The following is a 20,384-nucleotide window of genomic DNA, read 5'->3' on the forward strand; positions in this document are numbered from 1 at the left end:
AGCTGATTACTTGAGGGTCATCTGCAGACCGAAGTTAATCGTACGCTGCAATGGATAGCTCATACCACGACCACCGCCCAACTCGGGATCCCAAAGCTTGAAGGGAGAGAAGGTCAGCAGATTGGTTGCGTTCACATATATGCGAGCAAACTTGAAGCTGTACCCAACCTCTGCATTCTTGAAGCGCAGGAAGGAAGCATCACGCAGCCAGAAGGTGGAGGGCTGCATGTTGTGGTTGTTATTGAGCAGCGTCAGACGAGGGTGTTTAGCGTTTACATTCTGGTTATCCACACTCCAGTGGTCATCAGCGATCCATTGAAGTACCTGACGACGGTTTTGTGATCCGAAAGGAGCGAAACCGCTCATCATCAAGGACACATTGGCCTGACCTTGGAAGAAGACAGAGAAGTCAAACTGCTTCCACGAAGCCGAAGCTCCGAAGCCATAAACGATCTCAGGAGTGTGAGGATAACCCATTAGGACACGGTCGTCAGAGGATATCGCTCCGTCATACTTCCCATCCTTGTCGGGCTGGTCAACGTACTTGATGTCACCTGGAGCAATAGCGATATTACCGAGTTTGCTCTTTGCATGGGCTTCGATATCAGCCTTGTCGATATAGAGGCCATCGGCTACATACATACTGTATATATTCACACTCTTACCGATACGGCTAAGGGCAGGGCGAGTACCGGGGGCCTCATCGAGCTCAAGCATGGTGTTGCGAGCGAAGGTGAAGTTACCACGGGCAGAGATAGAGAAGTCCTTGTTGACCTGCTTACCATATTCGGCCGAGAGCTCAAAGCCTTCGTTGCGCTGCTTGGCAAGGTTACCCCAAATAGTGGTACCGTCAGCACCCAGGAGCTTGGGGATAGTCTGCTTCTGCTGGAAGATGTTGGAGCGAATATCATGGAAGTATTCAGCCACGATATTGAGGCTCTTGAAGAGCTGGATCTCAGCTCCGATGTTAGACTTCGTAACCACTTCCCAAGTGATGTCATCGTTGCGCAAACGAGAGAAAGTAGGACCATTAAGATCCACTACAGCCGACCCGAAGCCTGTTCTAAAGCTTGGGTTCTGGTTGAGGTTAACTACAGGCAGGTAGACAAAGCGGTCGCCACCAATGTTATCGTTACCCACGAGACCATAAGAGGCGCGTAGCTTGAGGTTAGAGATCACGGGTTTGAGGGGCTGCCAAAACTTCTCCTGGCTGATGTTCCAACCAGCAGAGATAGAGGGGAAGACACCGAAGCGGTGTCCAGCAGCAAAGTTTTCAGAACCAGAGTAACCCAAGTTAAACTCAAGCATATACTTGCGTGCATAGTCATAAGAGGCACGGAAAGCCATGCTCACACGACGCTTGGGCAGAGAGTTAATTAGCTGAGCTGCACTATTAGCCCCACCGATAGTATTGCGATTGTACTCATTGATTTCGGCAACAGCTAGGGCTCCCACATTATGCTCTCGGAAGCTACGATCGTAGAGGAGGTTAGCACGGAAGGTATATGAACGGTCTCCGTTATTGCCAGTAGCTGTACCAAGCACAGGGTTCACGAGGGTAGAGACGTTGCTCTGCTCATAGACCTTCTTCCCATCAACCTCCTTGACGCCTGTGAGCTCGTAACTGTTATAGGCCTGATGGCGCACAACGGTCGTGGTACTCCAGTTCTTGAATGAGAAGAGAGCCTTGAAGCTAAGTCCCTTGGTCAAGAAGTCTAGCTTCTGATCGAAGTTCAGATTAGCCACCACTGTGCTCTCAAAATTATCCTTGAAACCAGAGGTTGCCACAGCCATAGGGTTAGCGATAGGAGAAGAACCTACGACAGCACCTCCCCAGTGGATCCACTTATCATCACCCTTAGGATAGAAAATGGGGAAGTCTACGGGGTTCACATCCATGATCGCACCAAACATACTATTGATCCCACCAGAGCCATTGGCTGTGGTCGAGGGACCGCGATAGTTATTGAGCTGCACATTCAGGTGCAGAGCAATCTTAGAGGCCTTGGAGAGGTTAAAGTCGATGTTGTTCTGGAAGGCATACTTCATGTAATCGATATTGTTATCGAAAGAGAAGAAGTCTTTGCTTCGTCCCTTGAGCATACCAGTTTCATGGTTTACGCTCAGGTTCATGAAGTAGGTGATCTTTTCTGTACCTCCACGAATGTTCATGTTGGCTTTTTGGTTCCAGGTAACGTCTCTAAACATCTCCTTGTACCAGTCCACGTTGGGGTAAAGATAGGGATCATCGCCACGCAGCGTACCCTGGATCTTGTCCTGAGAGTAAGGCAGTGCACCACCCGCCGAGCTGTTGGCAACGGCTTCGTTGTAGAGGCGCATGAAGTCTACTGCACCGACCGTCTTGGGGACCTTAGTTGGAGTGTTCATGTAGGTCTCTAGACGCAGACCGATGATAGGACGGTCAGAGGCAAGACCGCTCTTGGTCTGGATGATAAGTACTCCATTAGCACCACGAGCACCGTAGAGTGCAGTAGTAGAAGCGTCCTTGAGCACGGAGAAGCTCTCGATCACTTCGGGGTCGAGGGCGTTGAGGTCTCCAGCAGACACTGCTACACCGTCGAGCAGGATCAGAGGTTCCTGCAAACCATTCATAGAAGCAGCACCACGCACAAAGAAGTTAGCCTTGTTGCTACCAGGCTCACCACTACGCTGATAGGCGATCATACCACCCACACGCCCAGCAAAGGCAGAGGAGAGGTTAGAGGCTGGCACCTTGAGGTCTCCAGGACGTACCGTTTGGATAGCACCTGTTACAGTCTCTTTCTTCTGTCCCGTACCATACGCTGATATCACAAGCTCTCCGAGCTGGCTAGCATCTTCGCTGAGCTTGATCTGCAGCACACGTTGATTCCCCACCTTGATGGTCTTGGACGTGTAACCGAGGAAGCTCACCTCGAGCTCATCCTTGGGGCTCAGATCGAGCTCGAACTTACCGTCCAAATCCGTCTGAACACCTCGGGTAGTTCCCTTGATGCGGACTGCAGCCCCGATCAGAGGCTCGCCAGTAACGCCATCCACGACGACACCCACGATTTTGTTTTTCTTCGTACTACTCTGAGCAAGTGAGCTCACAGAGGCCGTACGTTCCTTTGCGATCTCGTCTCGACTAGAAGCATCTAGCGATAGAGGCAAAGAAAGCACAGAGAGGACACAAAGAGTCTTGGCTACTCCTCGTGTCGTCCTGGCTACTGAGTAATGTTGTTTTGCCATGAAACTACGTTGAATTTAAGTTATCAATCCTATTTATTTAGTGTCTCGATAGAACACGAACAGGGCGGCAGAGCCTATTCGTGGCTGCAAATATATAACTAATCCACAATAAGACAACAGACTGTGTCGTATCTAAAGCCAGACAAATTAAATTTATTAACAAAACAGCAATCCACAGACAATACATCATAAATAAAGAAAAATCAAAGGATACACTTCAAGAAAAACACAGAATGACCAAAGAGGAGAACAAAATAAGGGTAGAGGAGGATAAAAAAAACATCACCTCTCCAACAAAGGAATAAACCAAAGAAGCACACCAGTAGGGCAAGGACAGTTTTGGTTATACTATATCATTGGGGACTCATAGGATAAAAAAAACAAAAAGGGACAGCCATAAGGATAATAGATTCATTAAGGAGAAAATTTTATCAGCAGGAGGGGATTTTATTTGGCATACAATCGAAATTTTATCGCATCGCTCAAAGAAAACACAGGATAGAGGGATAGAGTATGGGTGAAAAATCATAGAGAAAGACCCTCTTTGTCCCGAAGTAGTGTACGGACATTCTTCTACAAGAGCACAAATAGAAGCATAACTATACCTCTCGACACAACTACTAAGTAGTGAAAGACAGAGATAGAGTTATATACCACATCTATAAAGTACGCGCGCGTGCGCACACGAGAGATAGAGATCCTCCCAGACAATCCACACACCACCACCCAAAAGACTCAAATAGGATCTCAAGTGAGCTCCTACTTAAGCCTCACCTGCGATCCTATCTGAGCCTCCGTAGAGATCCAAGTAGGATCTTTACGGAGCGTCTAGACGAGACCTCGATCAAGCCTCCTACGAGACCTCAGTTGAACTCCCAAGAGCTTTTCGCTCGAGACACAAGAGGGCGATCAGACAAGGGGGACAAAAGACTGGGGGTACGATGAGGCCACAGCCCCAGCGCACCCCCAACCCGAAATGGGTAGAAAGCCCCGATTACTTCTCCTCAAGAGCTGCGATCACACGCCGCAGCTGAGCTCCCAGGCCAATCGTATAGCCCTGAGAAACGAAGACAATGCGATTGAAGGTATCAGCGATGATGAAGACGGGCAGGTTGCCACTGGGCAGCTTCATCTCCTCTCGTAGGCTGCGCAGCAGCTCACCCGAGCGATCCACCCCATAGACTGCCGTACTGGGAAGACCGGGGAATTCCTCTGGACGGAAACGCCTGCGCCCAGCCTCATCAGCAAAGACGAGCACCAGGCTACGCCCCCATCGCTCGAGATCCTCCTTCACGGCGGCAATGTCTCTTAGGGCGTGATTGGTGGGTTCACCTCCAGCCCCGAGGATCCCGAGGACATAGTAACCTCGGCCCGTCGTCGAGAGCAGGGAGCGATCGACCCCTTGAGCCCGAGCCAAGGACTCAGCACTCATGAGCGAAGTAGCCGAACCTAAATACTCATAGAGGCTCTCACTATTGAAGCTACCGAGCACTGCTACCTGAGCCGTATCTCGGCGCATCACGAGCTCAATGGTCTTATGCTCTTGAGGCTTTACCCAGAAGGACTTCATATCCACCAGCACACTCCCATTAGCCAGGCGGGAGCCCGAGGTCAGGATGTACTGCCCAGCATCCACCGATGTCCCCGAGGCAAAGACACCAGACCAAGTAGCCCCCTGCTCGAGGCCCTTATCGTCCGTGTCATAGCTCAGGAGATGCCATCGGCCAGCATCCGTGAGCCGAGAGAGTGTAAACTGGTGATAGTACTTGGGATTGTCGATGATACCATTGGAGGTATAGCCCAAGCGGAGCATACCCTGCTCGGGGTTACGCTCTGCTCCCTCCCCAGCCTTGGGCAGATCTACCCAAGAACCTGCCTGATAACGCTGTAGGCGTCCCGAGGCAGAGCTCTTGCGAATACACTCGGCCTTGCCTAGGGGTACGCTAACCCAACGATCAGCAGAGAAATACTGCGCCCGACCCGTTACCTCATCAATGCGGGCGGCCCAACCCATCGTGCGAGCTAGAGCCACGAAGAAGATAGCAGCCGAATGGCGATCTGCCACACGACTACGCCAAACACCTGTGGGCGAGGTAGCATAGAGCAGTGCATTGTGCGTATCATCTATGTGCAAATGCTCGAGACACCAGCGATAGATCTCCTCAGGCGAGCGGGAGAGACGCTCCTCAAGGCCTGCCTGCTTGACGGCCTGACGCAGAGCCTGCTTATAGGGTGTGAGCAACTCATTAGCCACACGGGGATTGTACACATAAGGCATCACGAGGGTCGAGTGCTCAGCTGCCAAGAGCTTATTCACACGAGTATGCACGAGGTGGTCGGTCAGCACCTCTAGGGGGACGTCTCGCCTGTCCTTGGCCGAGATCACCCCCAGTAGGGCCTTCGCCTGCTCGGGGTCGGCTGCGCCCTCGACGAAGCGGCGTAGGGTGCGCCAATTACCTCGTGCGTCGAGCCCAGGCATTTGCTCGGTAAGGAAAGTAGCTACATAGGCATTGCGGATCGAGTCCTCCTGTCTCATGCGTCGATCATTCTCTGCCCTCATCTCAGGGGTAACCTCTGGATAGACGGCCCGCTCACGTGGGGGCGTGATGATCAGCTGAGCGGCAATAGGATCCTTGCCGAGCATCTTGTCCAGGCGCAGCTCGACCTGAGTGTCTCGCCCGAAGCGCACCTGCCTTAGGGCATAGAGCTGCTGTGCTTGAGAGCCTTGCTTCACGGCCCTCGAGCCTCGGGTCGCAGAGGCCCAAAGCAGGACATCGCCATGCCCAGCCGTGAGCTGCACACGACCCTTGAGATCCGACACGAGGCGAGCGATGCTGTAGAACTCACCATAGTTGTACAGCTTAAACTCCACCTCCACACCGGCCATCGGGCGACCGCCCTCGTCTACGACCTTGACCTCCATCGTGCTGGCCTCCGCATAGTTGCGGATCACATTGATCTCGGTATAGTTGGCCGTTCGGCTCATGACCTCCTCAGGCCCTGTATAATAGCCAAAGGCCTTCGTATGCACGAGCATAGCTCGAGAGACAGGGGCATTGAACCAGCCAAGGTTCAGCACTGGCTCAGGCTCACAAGCTCCGAGGAACATCCATCGACCATCGACCCAGGCCTCTACCCAAGCATGATTATCATCCGTGTGTGCCCATCGAGGTGTATAGACCTGTCGGGCAGGGATGCCTACCGAGCGCAGCGCAGAGACCAATAGAGTAGACTCCTCTCCACAACGACCATAAGCCGAGCGAATAGTCGCCAACGGAGACGAGGTGCGAGCATCACTGGGGGTGTAGACCACATGCTCGTGACACCAATGATTGACCTCCAGGACAGCATCGTAGAGCGAGAGGCCACGCACCCGATCCCGAAGCTCGTGATAGAACACCCTGCGGGCCGAGTCGAGATCCTCGTTATTGACACGAGGGGGGAGGACGAAGTGGCGAAACTCTCGCTCAGGTACACGCCTCCCCCAAGGCATCTCTCGGCGAGCCTCGAGGGCGAGCCTCACATGCTCGAGGAAGTATTCCCCCGATCTATCCACTAGATCGTTGGCGGGCATATAGGCATAGAGGAAGGTCATCAGATCCCGCTCCTCCTGGCTCATCTGGGCCGTCTTGAAGATGCGGAAGAGATCCCCACGGGGGAAGGCCTTGCGCTTGAGCTCAAAGCTCTGCTGGGTCGAGTGTTCACTCATTACCTCACCTCGCTGCATGAGAGGGCCTAGCCCCTGAGAGACTTTGTCTCGAGGCCGAGCCTTGAGGGAGCTCCCTGACACGAGGGGAATAGCTAGGATTAGGGCTAATAGTCGTGCATTCATAAGTTATTCGTTTGGGATCATTTCGTTCTTGGTATAGGCTTTACTCCTCGAGAGAGGCGAGGAGGTGGAGGACGGAGGCGATCTTGTCGGGGTCGGTCAGCTCACGAGAGTATTCGTCGAGGTGTACTACCCCACCCATTGACACTCCCTCGTGCCTGTAGCGCATAGGGCTCGGGTAGCTCGAGCGAGCCGAGAGGTGATACTCTCGAGCCTGGGTACGGTGCACAAGGGTTTGGATATTGGAGGCATTCACCCCACAGCCTGGCATGACGACGATGCGGCCCTGAGCTTGGTCGACAAGGCGAGCCAACTCGTCTGCCCCTTCGAGAGCAGTCGCTGCCCCGCCCGAGGTCAGCACCCGATCGCAGCCCAGCTCTATAAGTGTCTCAAGGGCAGAGACACGGTCTCGGCACATGTCAAAAGCCCTGTGGCAGGTAACCGAAAGCCCTTCGGCCGCCTCGATGAGGCGGCGCATGAGGGGTACATCCAGCTCACCCTCTGGGGTAAGGCAGCCGATGACGACTCCATCGACACCCAGCTCTCGGGCCATGCGAATATCCTCGAGCATGATCCGAGCCTCGGTCTCGTCATAGAGGAAGTCGCCACCTCGGGGGCGAATGATCACGTGTAGCTTGATCGTGAGGAGCTCACGAGCGAGCTTGATCTCCCCGAACGAAGGGGTCGTCCCGCCCTCGGGCATCCCAGCACAGAGCTCAATGCGCGAGGCTCCTGCCTCCTGGGCTCTGAGGGCACTCAGGGCACTATTGGCACAATTCTCTACGAGGAACATTACCTAAGGGTTACTTCGACAACAAAATCAATGGGATTGGCCTCGCTGGGGGCTTGGTCGAAGGTCATCGTAAGCCCATGGGCCGTTTGGGAGAAGGGCACTCGACGGCCATTCTCGAAGACCCGGACAGACTTCGCTCGCTCGACGAGGGGGATGGAGAGCATACGGCTCTTCCACTCTAGAATATGGAGGTAGAGGGTCTTACCTCGCTGAGTCGTTACGCCCCACTCCTGTGGGGGAATAAGGCCTGCACGCACGCCATCCTTGACCGTAGGGGCGAAGGTCTTGAGCCACTGTCCCATCTCGGAGAGGCGTTCGACAGCTACGGCAGGGAGTTCTCCATCGGGCTGTGGGCCTACGTTGAGCAGGAGATTGGCATTGCGCCCTGCGCTGGCTACGAGCAGGCGAATGAGCGTTGCTGTCGTCTTGTAACGCTGGTCAATGATCTTGTAGCCCCACATCCCATTCATCGTCTCGCAAGTCTCGAGGGGAAGGGAGCTGATGGCCTGGCCCGAAAGACCAGCGGTATTAGCTCCTGGGACATCACGCTCAAACATCTGAAAGTCCTCTCCCTCGATCGGGGTCTCGTGGTGATTGTTGCCGATGAGGCACGAGGGCTTGAGGCGGTGAATGCCCGAATACATACGGGGATAATTCCAGTCGAAGCCAGGGTTCTGATCTTGATCCCAATGTCCATCGAGCCAAATGGCATCGGCATCGTAGATAGAGACGAGCTCAGCGAGCTGATTGTTCATGAAATCCTCGTAGCTCTTCCAGTTACCGTGCTGCTTGCGCCCCGTGCCACGACCTGTCCGCCCAAGTGGATAATAGTCCTCCCGAGTCCAGTCTAGGAGCGAATAATAGATATGAAAGCCTATGCCCTGACGGCGACACTCATCTCTGAGTTCGGCCAAGACATCACGGCCGAAAGGTGTTGCCTTGACAATATTGTAGTCGCTGTACTTCGTATTCCAAAGGGAGAAGCTATCATGGTGGCGTGAAGTAATGGTTAGATACCCAGCCCCCGAGGCCTTGATGGCGGCAACCCAGCGGGCAGCATCGAATTTGGCCGGATAGAAGCCCCCTGCCGCCTTGGCATACTCGGCGTGATCCAAGTTGGCATTGTGCATGTACCATTCACCCTGGGCATACATACTATAGATGCCCCAATGCAGGAAGACTCCGAAGCCTTTGTCTCGGAAAGCCTCCCGAGCCTTGAGGTTGTCTGCCGAGGGCTGATAACCAGGCTGCGCTGCGACGGGTTGCCAAGAGCCAAGGGTCAGCAGAAGGCCCAGGCAGGCACACGCAAAGGAATAGATTCTGTTCATAACGTTGTGGTTTGAGGTAAATAATTGTCCTTGCGCTGTAAAGGTAATACTTTGCCCCCAATTGGTCAGTCCTCTACAGGGGCTGCTTGCCCCCGAGGAGAGGGCGAGGGGGCGGAGGTGGATCATGCCTCGGCTCTAAGCTCAAGGATCACGGACGGAAATCATGACGAGCCTCTGTATCGAGATCCTAATGGGAGGAGAGATGAGGTCTCGTCTAGATGCCCCATCGAGATCCAAGTAGGATCTCCATCGAGATATAAGTAGGATCGCACTTGAGGTCTAAGTAGGAGCTCCACCGAGATATAAGTAGGATCGCAAGAGAGGTCAGATAGAGCGGGGATGAGATCCGCAGCAAAAACGAAGAGGGGAGGGGTTGAGGGGGTGTTCCCCCTCAACCCCTCCCCACAAGAGAGAACAAGAGCGGCGAAGCCACAAGGACTTCACCGCTACATGACCCATTACTTCCTCTTGGCTGGAAGGTGTACGGCCAAGCCTAGGGCATCGGCGATCGCCTCATACAGAGCCTCCGAATAGGTAGGATGCCCGTAGATCGTAGCTAGTACCTCCTCGGCCGTGGCCTCAATCTCCATCACCAGCGAAGCCTGACTGATCATCTCTGCCGCCATCGAACCAATGATGTGGATCCCCAGGATCTCTCCATACTTATTGTCCAGGATCACCTTGACGAAGCCATGCGTCTCACCAGAGGCCAGGGCACGACCATTGGCCACGAAGGGGAACTTACCCACACGCACCTCTCCATAGTGCTCACGAGCCTGATCCTCCGTGAGCCCTACCATGGCGACCTCAGGACGGGTATAGACCACCGAGGGGGCAGAGAGGAGCTTAAGCTCCTGCTTGTTGCCATGCAGAGCATTCTCGGCAGCGATCTCCGCCATGCGGAAGGCCGTATGGGCGAGCATCTTGATGCCATTGACATCGCCTGGGGCATAAACCCCCTTGACGCTGGTCTCCATATACTTGTCCACCTTGATGCGTCCACGCTCGATCTCTAGATCCAGTTCACCAACACCCTCTAGATCAGGTACACGTCCGATCGAGAGCAGGGCCTTCTCGGCCTCAATCACACGGCCGTCCTTGAGCACAGCAGCTAGGCGACCCGAGCGATCCTCGATGCGTTCGATCCCTGCCCCAGTAAGGATAGTGCAGCCACGCTTCTCAAGGTCGGCACGCAACGTCTGCGAGACCTCCTTGTCGAGGGCGGGGATGATGTAGTCAGCCATCTCGACGATGGTAACCTTCGTGCCTAGTGAGCCAAGAGCCTCGGCCATCTCGACCCCGATCACGCCACCGCCGATTACCACGAGGCTCTCGGGGAGCTCCTGTAGCGAGAGGATGTCATCGCTAGTCAGCACCGCAGGGTGCTCGATGCCGGGGATGGGGATACGAGCTACCTTGGATCCGCCCGCCAGGATAATCTTGTCAGCCTTGAGAATCTTCGAGCCATCGACCACGACGTCCTTGTCCTTATTGATCTTGGCCACGCCCTTGAAGACCTCTACCCCATTGCTCTTGAGTAGGGCAAAGACGCCGCCCGTGAGCTTCTTCACCACGCTATCCTTGTAGGAGACGAGCTTCTTCATATCCACCGAGAAGGCCATATCCTTGAAGTGTAGGCCTCGCTCGGCCGCCTGAGCGACCCCGTCGAGGATCTCCGCATTGCGCAGGAAGGTCTTCGTGGGGATGCAGCCCTTGTTGAGGCAAGTCCCTCCGAACTCATTCTTCTCCACAATAGCGACCTTCGCCCCAAGCTGAGCAGCCTTGATCGCAGCCACATAGCCCGCAGGGCCACCCCCGATCACCACCAGGTGATACGAGCCTTCCTGACGGATCAGAGGCAGAGCCCCCGTCGTATCGCTGGGTGCAGGAGCAGGCGGATCGGGCATGATCTCCTCCTTGGTGCGTACCGTCTCTAGGCTCTCGCCTGCCGCCCCGATGTAACCGATTACCTCGGCGATGGGCACCGTAGTGCCGTCTCCGTGGAGGATCTTCAGCAGCACGCCCGAGGCCTCAGCCTCGATCTCCATGCTGGTCTTGTCGGTCATGATCTCTAGGATCACCTCCCCTTCGCTGACGCTGTCCCCTTCTTTCTTGATCCAGCGCACGATCTCGCCCTCGGTCATGTCGAGACCTGCCTTGGGCATGATAATTTCTGTTGCCATATCTTGTGATATTATCTTATTCTTTAGTTCAGTAGCCCTCGATTAGACGAGTAGCGGCAGGGGCTGCTCGAGGGCCGCCTTGAGCTCCTGCATAAACTTGGCTGCGGCCAGCCCATTGATCACCCTGTGGTCGCTCGTCAGGCTCATCTTCATGATCGGACGAATCACGACCTCTCCATTGCGCACGACAGGCATGTCCTTCGTCCCTGCAATGGAGAGGATCGCCGAGTTGGGCTGGTTGATGATCGAGGTGAAGCTCTCCACACCATACATCCCGAGGTTCGAGATCGTGAAGGTGCTACCCTCCTGGTCGGCAGGGGTGAGCTTCTTGCCCACGGCCCGCTCGGTGATATCCTTCAGGCGAAGCATCAGCTCGGTGAGGCCCATCCGCTCAGCCCCATGAACTACAGGCACGAGCAGCCCCTCATCCATCCCCACTGCCATGGCTAGATTGACGTAGTTATGCAGCTCGATCTGAGAGCCATCGGCCGAAAGCGAGGCATTGATATAGGGGTGATTCATCAGCGTACGCACTACGGCTAGCGAGATGATGTCAGTAACGGTGAGCTTCTTGCCCGTCTTCTGCTTGATAGGCTCCATCAGCTGGGCACGCAGCTTGGTGGCCTCACCCATATCGACCTCGTAATTGAGCACGAAGGTAGGAGCGGAGAAATAGCTATCACTCATGCGCTTGGCAATGACCCGACGCATCATATTCATTGGTACGATCTCGACCGCCCCGTAGGGCGAGGTCGTTGTAGCCTTAGGAGCTGAGGCTGCCTGGGGCATCACCTCGGCCTTGGGCGCAGAGGCAGCTACCTTAGGCGCAGCCGAGGGCTGCTTGATCGAGAAGGAGTCGAGGATGCCCTCGAGGTTGATCTCCTTATCTGCCTCGATGAGCATCATCACATCGCGGCGAGTAACCTTGCCTCGAAGCCCAGTGCCCTGGATCGTCTCCACATCCAGGCCATGTGCTTGGGCAATCTTGAGAGCCAAAGGGGTAATCCCACCAGGCTGGTCATAAGTAAATCCAGCCACATCTTCTCGGTGGATACGCCCCTTGTAGCCACTCCCCACGATGCGATCCAGCGCAATGCCCATGCGGTGGGCCAGGGATCGAGCCGCAGGTGTAGCTCTTAGTTTATCGTTTCCCATTATCTTCAGTAGTTTGTTATTTCTTAGAGGGATATGAGGGCAGAGGTGGGCCTTGCCCAACCTCTGGCTCCGGTCTTATCGCTTCTCGGCTAGACGTTCGATGTACTTGAGGATGCGCTCCACACTGGGGTACATGGCCTCCTCGAGGCCCTTGTTGTAAGGGATGGGTACATCCTCGGCTGCTAGGCGCAGGATGCGGTTGTCGAGATAGTCAAAGGCATCGCTCTCAGCGATCATCGCAGCCACCTCGCCGATGAAGCCCCCAGTCTTGTGGGCATCATTGACCAGGAGCACACGGCCCGTCTTCTTCACCGACTCGAGGATAGCATCCTTGTCGAGGGGAATGAGGGTAACCAGGTCTACGACCTCTACCTCGATACCCTTCTCACGGGCCATATCGGCCGCCTCTAGGACGCGGCGCAGCATGCGACCATAGGTGATGACTGTAACATCCTTACCCACACGCTTGAGGTCTGCCTTACCGATCGGTAGCACGAAGTCAGGGGATACAGGCACTTCGCCCTTGACATTGTAGTCGGACTTATACTCGAGGAAGATCACGGGGTTATTGTCTCGGACAGCAGCCTTGAGGATTCCCTTGACATCGGCAGGGGTGCCTGGGGCTACGACCTTGAGGCCAGGGATATGACAAAACCAAGACTCTAGGCTCTGCGAATGCTGAGCAGCTGAGCAGATCCCCGCCCCCGCAGCACAGCGGAAGACTACGGGTACCTGTCCCTTACCCCCATACATATAGCGAGTCTTGGCAGCCTGATTGACGATGTTATCCATCATATAAACCACGAAGTCCATGAAGGTTACGTCTACGATTGGGCGCATCCCAGTCAGGGCAGCCCCCACGGCACAGCCCGAGATCGCATTCTCGGAGATAGGGGTGTCTCGCACACGCTCCTTGCCGAACTCCTCGAGCATCCCTACAGAGGTCCCGAAGTCGCCACCATAGATCCCTACGTCCTCACCAATGAGGAATACATTCTCGTCTCGTCTCATCTCCTCGCTCATGGCTTGGATGATGGCATCACGCACAGACATGACTTTGGTTTCTTGTCCTTCTATCATGATTTTATTCTTTTGTCTAGGTTGATAACTGATCGATAGCTTACTCTGCGAATACGTCTTCGAAGGCTGACTCTGGGCTGGGCTCTGGGCCTGACATGCCGTACTTAACTGACTCCTCAACGGCCTCGTGCGAGGCTTCGGCGATAGCATCTAGCTCCTCAGCCTTGGCCACACCCTGTTCGATGAGATAATCACGAAATCGAGCGATGGGATCCTTGGCCTTCCAGGCGTCTACCTCCTCCTTGGTGCGATACTTACCAGGGTCACTGGTAGAATGGCCGAACCAACGATAGCTCACAGCCTCGACAAGCACTGGACCCTTGCCTGAGCGGACGTACTCGACTGCTTCATCGAGGACCTTGCGCACGGCTAGGAGATCGTTGCCATCCTCAACGAAAAGACCTGGGATGTCGTAGGCTACGGCACGCTGATGGACATGCTTGACCTTCATCACGCTCTTGATAGGGGTGGAAATGCCATAGCCATTGTTGATGCAGTAGAAGATCACGGGTAAGTTCCAGATCGAGGCCATGTTGAGCGTCTCGTGGAAGGTTCCCTCGTTCGTTGCCCCGTCTCCGAAGCAGCACATAACGATCTTGCCTGTGTTTTTCATCTTTTGAGTCAGAGCTGCCCCGATAGCGATGCCCATCCCTCCTCCGACGATGCCGTTAGCCCCAAGGTTGCCTGCATCGAGGTCTGCGATGTGCATAGAGCCCCCCTTACCCTTGCAAGAGCCGTTGGAGCGTCCCATGATCTCGGCCATCATCTCGTTGAGGTCGATCCCCATAGCGATGCTCTGCCCGTGTCCACGGTGATTAGAGGTAATGAGATCGCCGGGCGAGAGGGCGGAGATCGCCCCAACGTTGGCGGCCTCCTCACCGACGGAGAAGTGCGTCATGCCTGGGACGAGCCCTCGGCGCACCATCTGATTGACCTTCATGTCGAAGTTTCGGATGTCTTCCATCTGGCGAAACATCTTCAAGAGTTCTTCCTTATTCATTTTTGTCATAACTACGATTGGTTTTACATCATATACTTGCTCCAAAGAAACTACTATCCTGCGAATATTGTTCGCAGGAGACAGCTGTATATCACCCAGTTAATAAGGAATGTATTCCTTATACGAGCCCAAGTCCTTATCTAACCGAGGCTCTATAAAGGCATTAGATTTTAAGATCTCTCGCTTGTGAGCGAGAAAATACCTATCTATAGGTATGCTATCGGAGCTCGTTCTGTAGGTAATGATCTATCGTAGGAGCAAAGAAGCGATGCTCGAGATGATGGATGCGCTCGGCCAAAGTCTCGGGGGTATCGTGGGCATGGACTGGACAAGTAGCCTGTAAGAGATGCCTGCCATGGTCATAGAGCTCATCTACTAGATGGATGGTGATCCCACTAAGAGACTCCCCCTGGGCAATAACAGCACGGTGAACGTGCACCCCATACATGCCCTTACCACCAAAGCGAGGTAGGAGAGCTGGATGGATATTGATAATGCGCTGAGGGAAGGCCTCTATGTACACAGGGGTAATGAGGCAGAGATAGCCCGCCAGGACGATGAGCTCGACCCCGAGCTCTCGTAGCAGGGCGAGGGGCTTCTCTCCCTCTCGCATAGTACTATTGTCGAAGTAATAGCAGGGGATGCCCAGGCGTTTGGCTCGGTCGATGACCCCAGCGTCGGCCTTATTGGTCAGGATGCAGCCTACCGAGACATCGGGACGCTCGGAGAAGTAGGAGACAATAGCCTCGGCATTAGAACCACTGCCCGAGGCGAATATTGCTATTGTATTCATAAAAAGTACTATCTTTGTGCACAAATCTCCTCGCTCTGTGCATCTGAACACCTCTCCAAAGAGAGGATCGAGGACGCAGACGAGGGTATGCAAAGATAACTTTTTAGATATTCATATTAAACAATTCAAGACTATGTCACAGATTGAAGAAAAGGTAAGAGAAATCATCGTAGACAAGCTCAACTGCGAAGCCTCTGAAGTAACTCGTGAAGCTAACTTCGCCAGCGATCTCGGTGCAGACTCTCTCGACACTGTAGAGCTGATCATGGATTTCGAGAAGGAGTTCGACACTCAGATCCCCGACCAGGACGCTCAGCAGATCAAGACTGTAGGCGACGCTATCGACTACATCGAGAGCAAGCTCAACGCTTAATTCCTCCCTCATATTCTCTGTCATGGAACTGAAGAGAGTTGTAATCACCGGTATCGGTGCTATTACCCCACTGGGCAATACGGCCCCTGAGACATGGGAAGCCCTCAAGGCGGGGAAGAGTGGAGCAGGTCCTATTACGCTCTTCGACGCTTCCAAGCACAAGACACACTTTGCGTGCGAGGTCAAGGACTTCAAGGTCGGCGACTTCATGGATCGTAAGGAGGCTCGCAAGCTAGACCGCTTCGCCCAGTTCGCCATGGTTGCAGCTGACGAATCTCTCGTAGACTCGAAGCTGGATTTGGAGACTGTAGACAAGTGCCGTGTCGGTGTGATCGTAGCCTCGGGCATCGGGGGTCTGACGACCTTCGAGGAGGAGGTGATGGGGTATGACAAGGAGAGAGGCCCACGCTTCAACCCTTTCTTCATCCCCAAGATGATCTCGGACATTGCTGCGGGTCATATCTCGATCAAGTACGGCTTCCACGGCCCTAACTACTCCACAGCCTCGGCCTGTGCATCATCGACCAATGCGCTGATCGATGCCTGCCACCTGATCCGCCTCGGCAAGGCCGATGTAATCATCGCTGGTGGAGCAGAGGCCTCGATCTGTGCGGCTGGCGTGGGTGGCTTCAATATGATGAACGCCCTCTCCACACGCAACGAAGAGCCCGAGCGAGCTTCACGCCCCTTCAGCGCAAGCCGTGATGGCTTCGTAATGGGCGAGGGTGCTGCCTGCCTCATCGTCGAGGAGATGGAGCATGCTATCGCTCGTGGGGCCCATATCTACGCTGAGCTCGTCGGCACAGGCCTCTCGGCCGATGCCCATCACCTGACCGCCACACACCCTGAGGGGCTAGGGGCTAAGCTGGTGATGAAGAATGCCCTCGAGGATGCTGGCATGAGCGTGGAGGACATCGACTACATCAATGTGCATGGTACCTCTACGCCTGTGGGCGACATCTCGGAGGCCAAGGCGATCAAGGATCTATTCGGCGATGCCGCCTACAAGCTCAACATCAGCTCGACCAAGTCCATGACTGGACACCTGCTCGGCGCTGCTGGGGCGATCGAGGCCATGGCCACGCTCAAGGCTGTCGAGGAAGACATCGTACCTCCTACGATCAACCACGACCCTGAGGATCGTGATCCCGAGATCGACTATGAGCTGAACTTCACGTTCAACGAGGCTCAGCGTCGTCCCGTACGTGCAGCCCTGTCCAATACCTTTGGCTTCGGCGGGCACAATGCGAGTGTGATCTTCAAGAAGTTCGTACGCTAAGCACGATCTCCTAGCTACGAAGTCCCTGCTCTAAGCAAGAGAAGACTATCTATGCTGAGACAACTCATTCAAAAAGTCAAAAGGCTCTTCGGGTTCAGACCCGTAGAGCCTTTGGCTTATCTAAACCAGGTGCTCGGATTCGCCCCAACTGACCCTAAGCTCTACGAGCTGGCCATGAGCCACAGCTCCTGCGGCTTCGTGGACGAAGCGGGGCATAAGGTCAATAACGAGCGGCTCGAATTCCTCGGCGACTCTGTCCTGGCGACTGCTGTCAGCCATTACCTCTACCGAGAGCACCCTCTCTGGGACGAAGGGCAGATGAGCAAGCGTCGAGGAACCCTAGTCAAGCGATCGGTCAATAACGCTGTCGCCCGACGCATGGGTCTTGCCAAACTGCTGCAACTCAGCCGCACAGGCCCGAGCAATCGGCACAGTCCCGATGTCTATGGCAATGCTCTAGAGGCCCTTATCGGGGCGATCTTCCTCGACAAGGGTTACCTCGTAGCCGAAGAGTTTGTCATCATGCGGGTCATGCCCCTCTTCCGAGAGCTCGAGGAGAGCCTCGTCGAGCAGACGACGAACTACAAGTCCCTCCTGCTGGAGTGGGCACAGAGGCATCATCTGAGCTTCGACTTCCGCATGCTCCAGGAGCCCAAACGCAACGGAGGGGTCTTCGTCTGCGCCGTCTTCATCAACGACAAGCGGATCGGCACGGGCCGAGGCAACAACAAGAAGGAGGCCCATCAGGAGGCCGCCCACGAAGCTCTGAACGCCCTCTGCAAGGCAGATCCCAGCCTACGGGACGAGCTCGGCCTCTAACCCCTCTCATTAACACATCCCCCAGGCGTCCCGAGATCGGACTGGCAGGGAGCATCTATCCCGAGGAGTAGGGTTACTCCTCGGGATAGATATTTTCAGGGTCTACGAAATGCGAAGTGAGTAGCAAGGGTGTTTATTGCTTATTCACAATTCGGTTCAACTCCTCCTCTACCTCCTTGATGCTGGGGAGGGTAGAGCGCAGGTTGTTGGGGCTAATCTTGGTGAGTAGGCAGTCGCTAACGTCTATAGGCTGATTTTCCCAAACATTGAATTAGCGCAACAGGCTATTGCGTAATTTCAAAGAATTGATTTTCTGCATTTTGACATTAGTGCAAGAGGCTCTTGCGCCAAGGTTCGGTGGAGCTCTCGATAGGGCCTCAGATGCATGCTCCCTAGAGAGACGTATGCACCCTCGGGGGAGGCTCGATGGAGGCCTAAGTAGGAGCGCACTTGAGACTCAAATAGGACTTCACTCGAGCTCCTATCTGAGCCTCGATCGAAGTCCTACTTATATCTCCACAGGGGTATTCACTAGGCCTCGGGAGAAGCCTCCACCTCCATGCAGGACGAGTGCCCCATGATATATAGCTGAAATAGTGAAAGATAAAAAACTTACTTCAGAATACCCACAAAAAACTTGCTTATTTGATTTTTCATTATATCTTCGCTACGCATGCATGCCAACAATACAACAAACTAACATTTCAAAATTATGAGAAAACTATTTTTTGTCCTGATCACAGGAAGAGATAACTGATGCTCTCGTTCAAAACAGACACAATATGAATACTTTGGAGATTTGGGGATGCCCCTATGTGATCGCCTTTGCGGCAGTTCTTTTCGTCGTATATGCCCTGGCCTTTTGGCTCGAGCGCAATGGCTCTAGGTTGCAGTATGCACGCAATGCTTTCATCGGCTTTCTCTTCTTTGCCGTAGGGCTGGCGACCACCTATGCGGGGTGGCTGGGCCTGCTCCTCGGCGCAGTAGTCGCCATCCTCCTGATGATCACGATGAATAGCCTCGTGGTCGGGGGGAGGAAGCTGGAGGCGGAGGGAGTTCACCTCTCCCGTACCATAGCCCTCCTCGTGGGCTTCGTCCTGGGTCGGGCCTTCGACCTCTCGTTCGTGCCCTGGATCGTGATCGGTGTGGTCATCCTAGAGCGGGCCTTCTACTACCTCAAGCTCCGTCGCTAGGGGCAGAGCCCTCCGAGAAGGTCGGGCAAAGCGTAAGCCTCGAAGCACCCTCTCGTAGGGGAGGTCAGCGAAGTCGTAGGCAACCCTTCACTACGCCTCATCCATCTGTCGAGGAGGGTCCTCGGGCTCTCCTCGACACTTTTATTCTCCTAGAAACAAGAGAGATAGTCGGATGCAAAGAAATAAGGAGCAACGATTTTTGCCCCAATCACTTGTTTTTCACAAAAAACCGCATTACCTTTGCAGACGATTTGCAGTGGAGGGGTCTTCACAACATACGCAAGTATTGACTCTGTAGCTCAGTTGGTAGAGCAAATGACTCTTAATCATTGGGTCGTGAGTTCGAGCCTCACCGGGGTCACAGAAGGGACACCAAAGACCTTCGAGGGACTTCCCCCGCAAATCGAATGACTCTGTAGCTCAGTTGGTAGAGCAAATGACTCTTAATCATTGGGTCGTGAGTTCGAGCCTCACCGGGGTCACTTAGACAAGCGACGAAGCCTGACCAGATGGTCAGGCTTCGTCCGTATATAGCTCTCGGAGAGGCAGCATCCTCCCCGAGCCCTCGTCCGAGGGGGCAATTAGTCCAAATGCTCGAAGGTACGGCGGCGCAGGGTGAAGTCCTTACCCAGGTATTTCTCTCGCACGATCTCGTTCTCGGCCAGCTGCTCGGCAGTACCCTCGAAGAGCACCTTACCCTCGAAGAGCAGATAGGCCCTATCCGTGATGCTGAGCGTCTCGTACACATTGTGGTCGGTGATCAGGATGCCGATATTCTTCTGCTTGAGCTTGGCCACGATCATCTGAATATCCTGCACGGCGATGGGGTCTACCCCAGCGAAAGGTTCGTCAAGCATGATAAACTTCGGGTCGATCGCCAGGCAACGGGCGATCTCTGCTCGGCGACGCTCGCCCCCAGAGAGGCGGTTCCCGTGGTTACGGCGCACCTTCTCGAGGCGAAACTCTGCGATCAGCTCCTCGAGTCTCTGCTCCTGCTCAGCTTTGGAGCGAGCAGTGAACTCAAGGGCCGAGAGGATATTGTCCTCGACACTCATCTTGCGGTAGATCGAGGCCTCCTGAGCCAAGTAGCCGATCCCCGCACGGGCACGCTTGTAGACGGGCTGGCGGGTAATATCCTCGTCATCGAGGAAGATCCGCCCCTCATTGGGCACGACAAGCCCGACAGTCATGTAGAAGGTGGTCGTCTTGCCTGCCCCATTAGGGCCGAGCAGGCCTACGATCTCCCCCTGCCCCACCTCGATGGAGACATGATTGACGACGGTGCGGCTGCGGTAACGCTTGACTAGATTGTCCGTTCTGAGTATCAT

At 54.6% G+C, this 20,384-nt stretch carries 14 protein-coding genes and 2 tRNA genes; 6 read left to right on the plus strand and 10 right to left on the minus strand.

What is annotated here, in order from left to right; genetic code table 11:
• Positions 1-6: 6 nt before the first annotated feature.
• From HQ37_RS05835 to HQ37_RS05875, 9 genes are all read right to left on the minus strand, one after another.
• Complete coding sequence (locus HQ37_RS05835; protein ID WP_081951785.1) at positions 7-3,231, minus strand: TonB-dependent receptor; 3,225 nt, start codon at positions 3,229-3,231, stop codon at positions 7-9.
• Positions 3,232-4,225: 994 nt separating this feature from the next.
• Entirely contained in the window at positions 4,226-7,063 is a 2,838-nt protein-coding gene (locus HQ37_RS05840; RefSeq protein ID WP_081951786.1) for a transglutaminase domain-containing protein, read from the minus strand.
• A gap of 40 nt (positions 7,064-7,103) precedes the next feature.
• Positions 7,104-7,853, minus strand: a complete 750-nt coding sequence (locus tag HQ37_RS05845) for a copper homeostasis protein CutC (protein ID WP_036881416.1) — start codon at positions 7,851-7,853, stop codon at positions 7,104-7,106.
• Positions 7,853-9,181: an alpha-L-fucosidase gene (locus HQ37_RS05850; protein WP_036881417.1), complete on the minus strand. Its 1,329-nt coding sequence runs from the start codon at positions 9,179-9,181 to the stop codon at positions 7,853-7,855. The genes HQ37_RS05845 and HQ37_RS05850 overlap by 1 nt, the downstream gene beginning before the upstream one ends.
• A 458-nt stretch (positions 9,182-9,639) precedes the next feature.
• Positions 9,640-11,364, minus strand: a complete 1,725-nt coding sequence (gene lpdA, locus HQ37_RS05855; RefSeq protein WP_036881419.1) for a dihydrolipoyl dehydrogenase — start codon at positions 11,362-11,364, stop codon at positions 9,640-9,642.
• A gap of 42 nt (positions 11,365-11,406) precedes the next feature.
• A complete protein-coding gene (locus HQ37_RS05860; RefSeq protein WP_036881421.1) occupies positions 11,407-12,519 on the minus strand; it encodes a dihydrolipoamide acetyltransferase in 1,113 nt (370 codons plus the stop codon).
• A gap of 75 nt (positions 12,520-12,594) precedes the next feature.
• Positions 12,595-13,599: an alpha-ketoacid dehydrogenase subunit beta gene (locus tag HQ37_RS05865; protein ID WP_036881423.1), complete on the minus strand. Its 1,005-nt coding sequence runs from the start codon at positions 13,597-13,599 to the stop codon at positions 12,595-12,597.
• A 40-nt stretch (positions 13,600-13,639) separates the two neighbouring features.
• On the minus strand, positions 13,640-14,599 hold the full coding sequence (locus tag HQ37_RS05870) for a thiamine pyrophosphate-dependent dehydrogenase E1 component subunit alpha (protein WP_235264644.1): 960 nt from the start codon (positions 14,597-14,599) through the stop codon (positions 13,640-13,642).
• 217 nt (positions 14,600-14,816) lie between these two features.
• Positions 14,817-15,392, minus strand: a complete 576-nt coding sequence (locus HQ37_RS05875; protein ID WP_036881427.1) for a phosphoribosylglycinamide formyltransferase — start codon at positions 15,390-15,392, stop codon at positions 14,817-14,819.
• 133 nt (positions 15,393-15,525) lie between these two features.
• Between HQ37_RS05875 and HQ37_RS05880 the strand changes: the two genes are divergently transcribed.
• The 6 genes from HQ37_RS05880 (at position 15,526) to HQ37_RS05905 (ending at position 19,538) form a co-directional block, all read left to right on the plus strand.
• A complete protein-coding gene (locus HQ37_RS05880; RefSeq protein ID WP_036881429.1) occupies positions 15,526-15,765 on the plus strand; it encodes an acyl carrier protein in 240 nt (79 codons plus the stop codon).
• A 22-nt stretch (positions 15,766-15,787) separates the two neighbouring features.
• Complete coding sequence (gene fabF / locus HQ37_RS05885) at positions 15,788-17,044, plus strand: beta-ketoacyl-ACP synthase II (protein WP_036881431.1); 1,257 nt, start codon at positions 15,788-15,790, stop codon at positions 17,042-17,044.
• Positions 17,045-17,095: 51 nt separating this feature from the next.
• A complete protein-coding gene (rnc, locus tag HQ37_RS05890; RefSeq protein WP_081951787.1) occupies positions 17,096-17,863 on the plus strand; it encodes a ribonuclease III in 768 nt (255 codons plus the stop codon).
• Positions 17,864-18,645: 782 nt separating this feature from the next.
• Positions 18,646-19,056, plus strand: a complete 411-nt coding sequence (locus HQ37_RS05895; protein WP_036881433.1) for a hypothetical protein — start codon at positions 18,646-18,648, stop codon at positions 19,054-19,056.
• A 288-nt stretch (positions 19,057-19,344) separates the two neighbouring features.
• Positions 19,345-19,417: transfer RNA gene (locus HQ37_RS05900), tRNA-Lys, on the plus strand.
• Positions 19,418-19,465: 48 nt separating this feature from the next.
• Positions 19,466-19,538, plus strand: a tRNA-Lys gene (locus HQ37_RS05905).
• Positions 19,539-19,637: 99 nt separating this feature from the next.
• Here the strand turns inward: HQ37_RS05905 and lptB are convergent.
• Entirely contained in the window at positions 19,638-20,384 is a 747-nt protein-coding gene (gene lptB / locus HQ37_RS05910) for an LPS export ABC transporter ATP-binding protein (RefSeq protein ID WP_036881436.1), read from the minus strand.

Origin of the sequence: Porphyromonas sp. COT-239 OH1446 (assembly GCF_000768875.1) — a bacterium.
GTDB lineage: Bacteria > Bacteroidota > Bacteroidia > Bacteroidales > Porphyromonadaceae > Porphyromonas.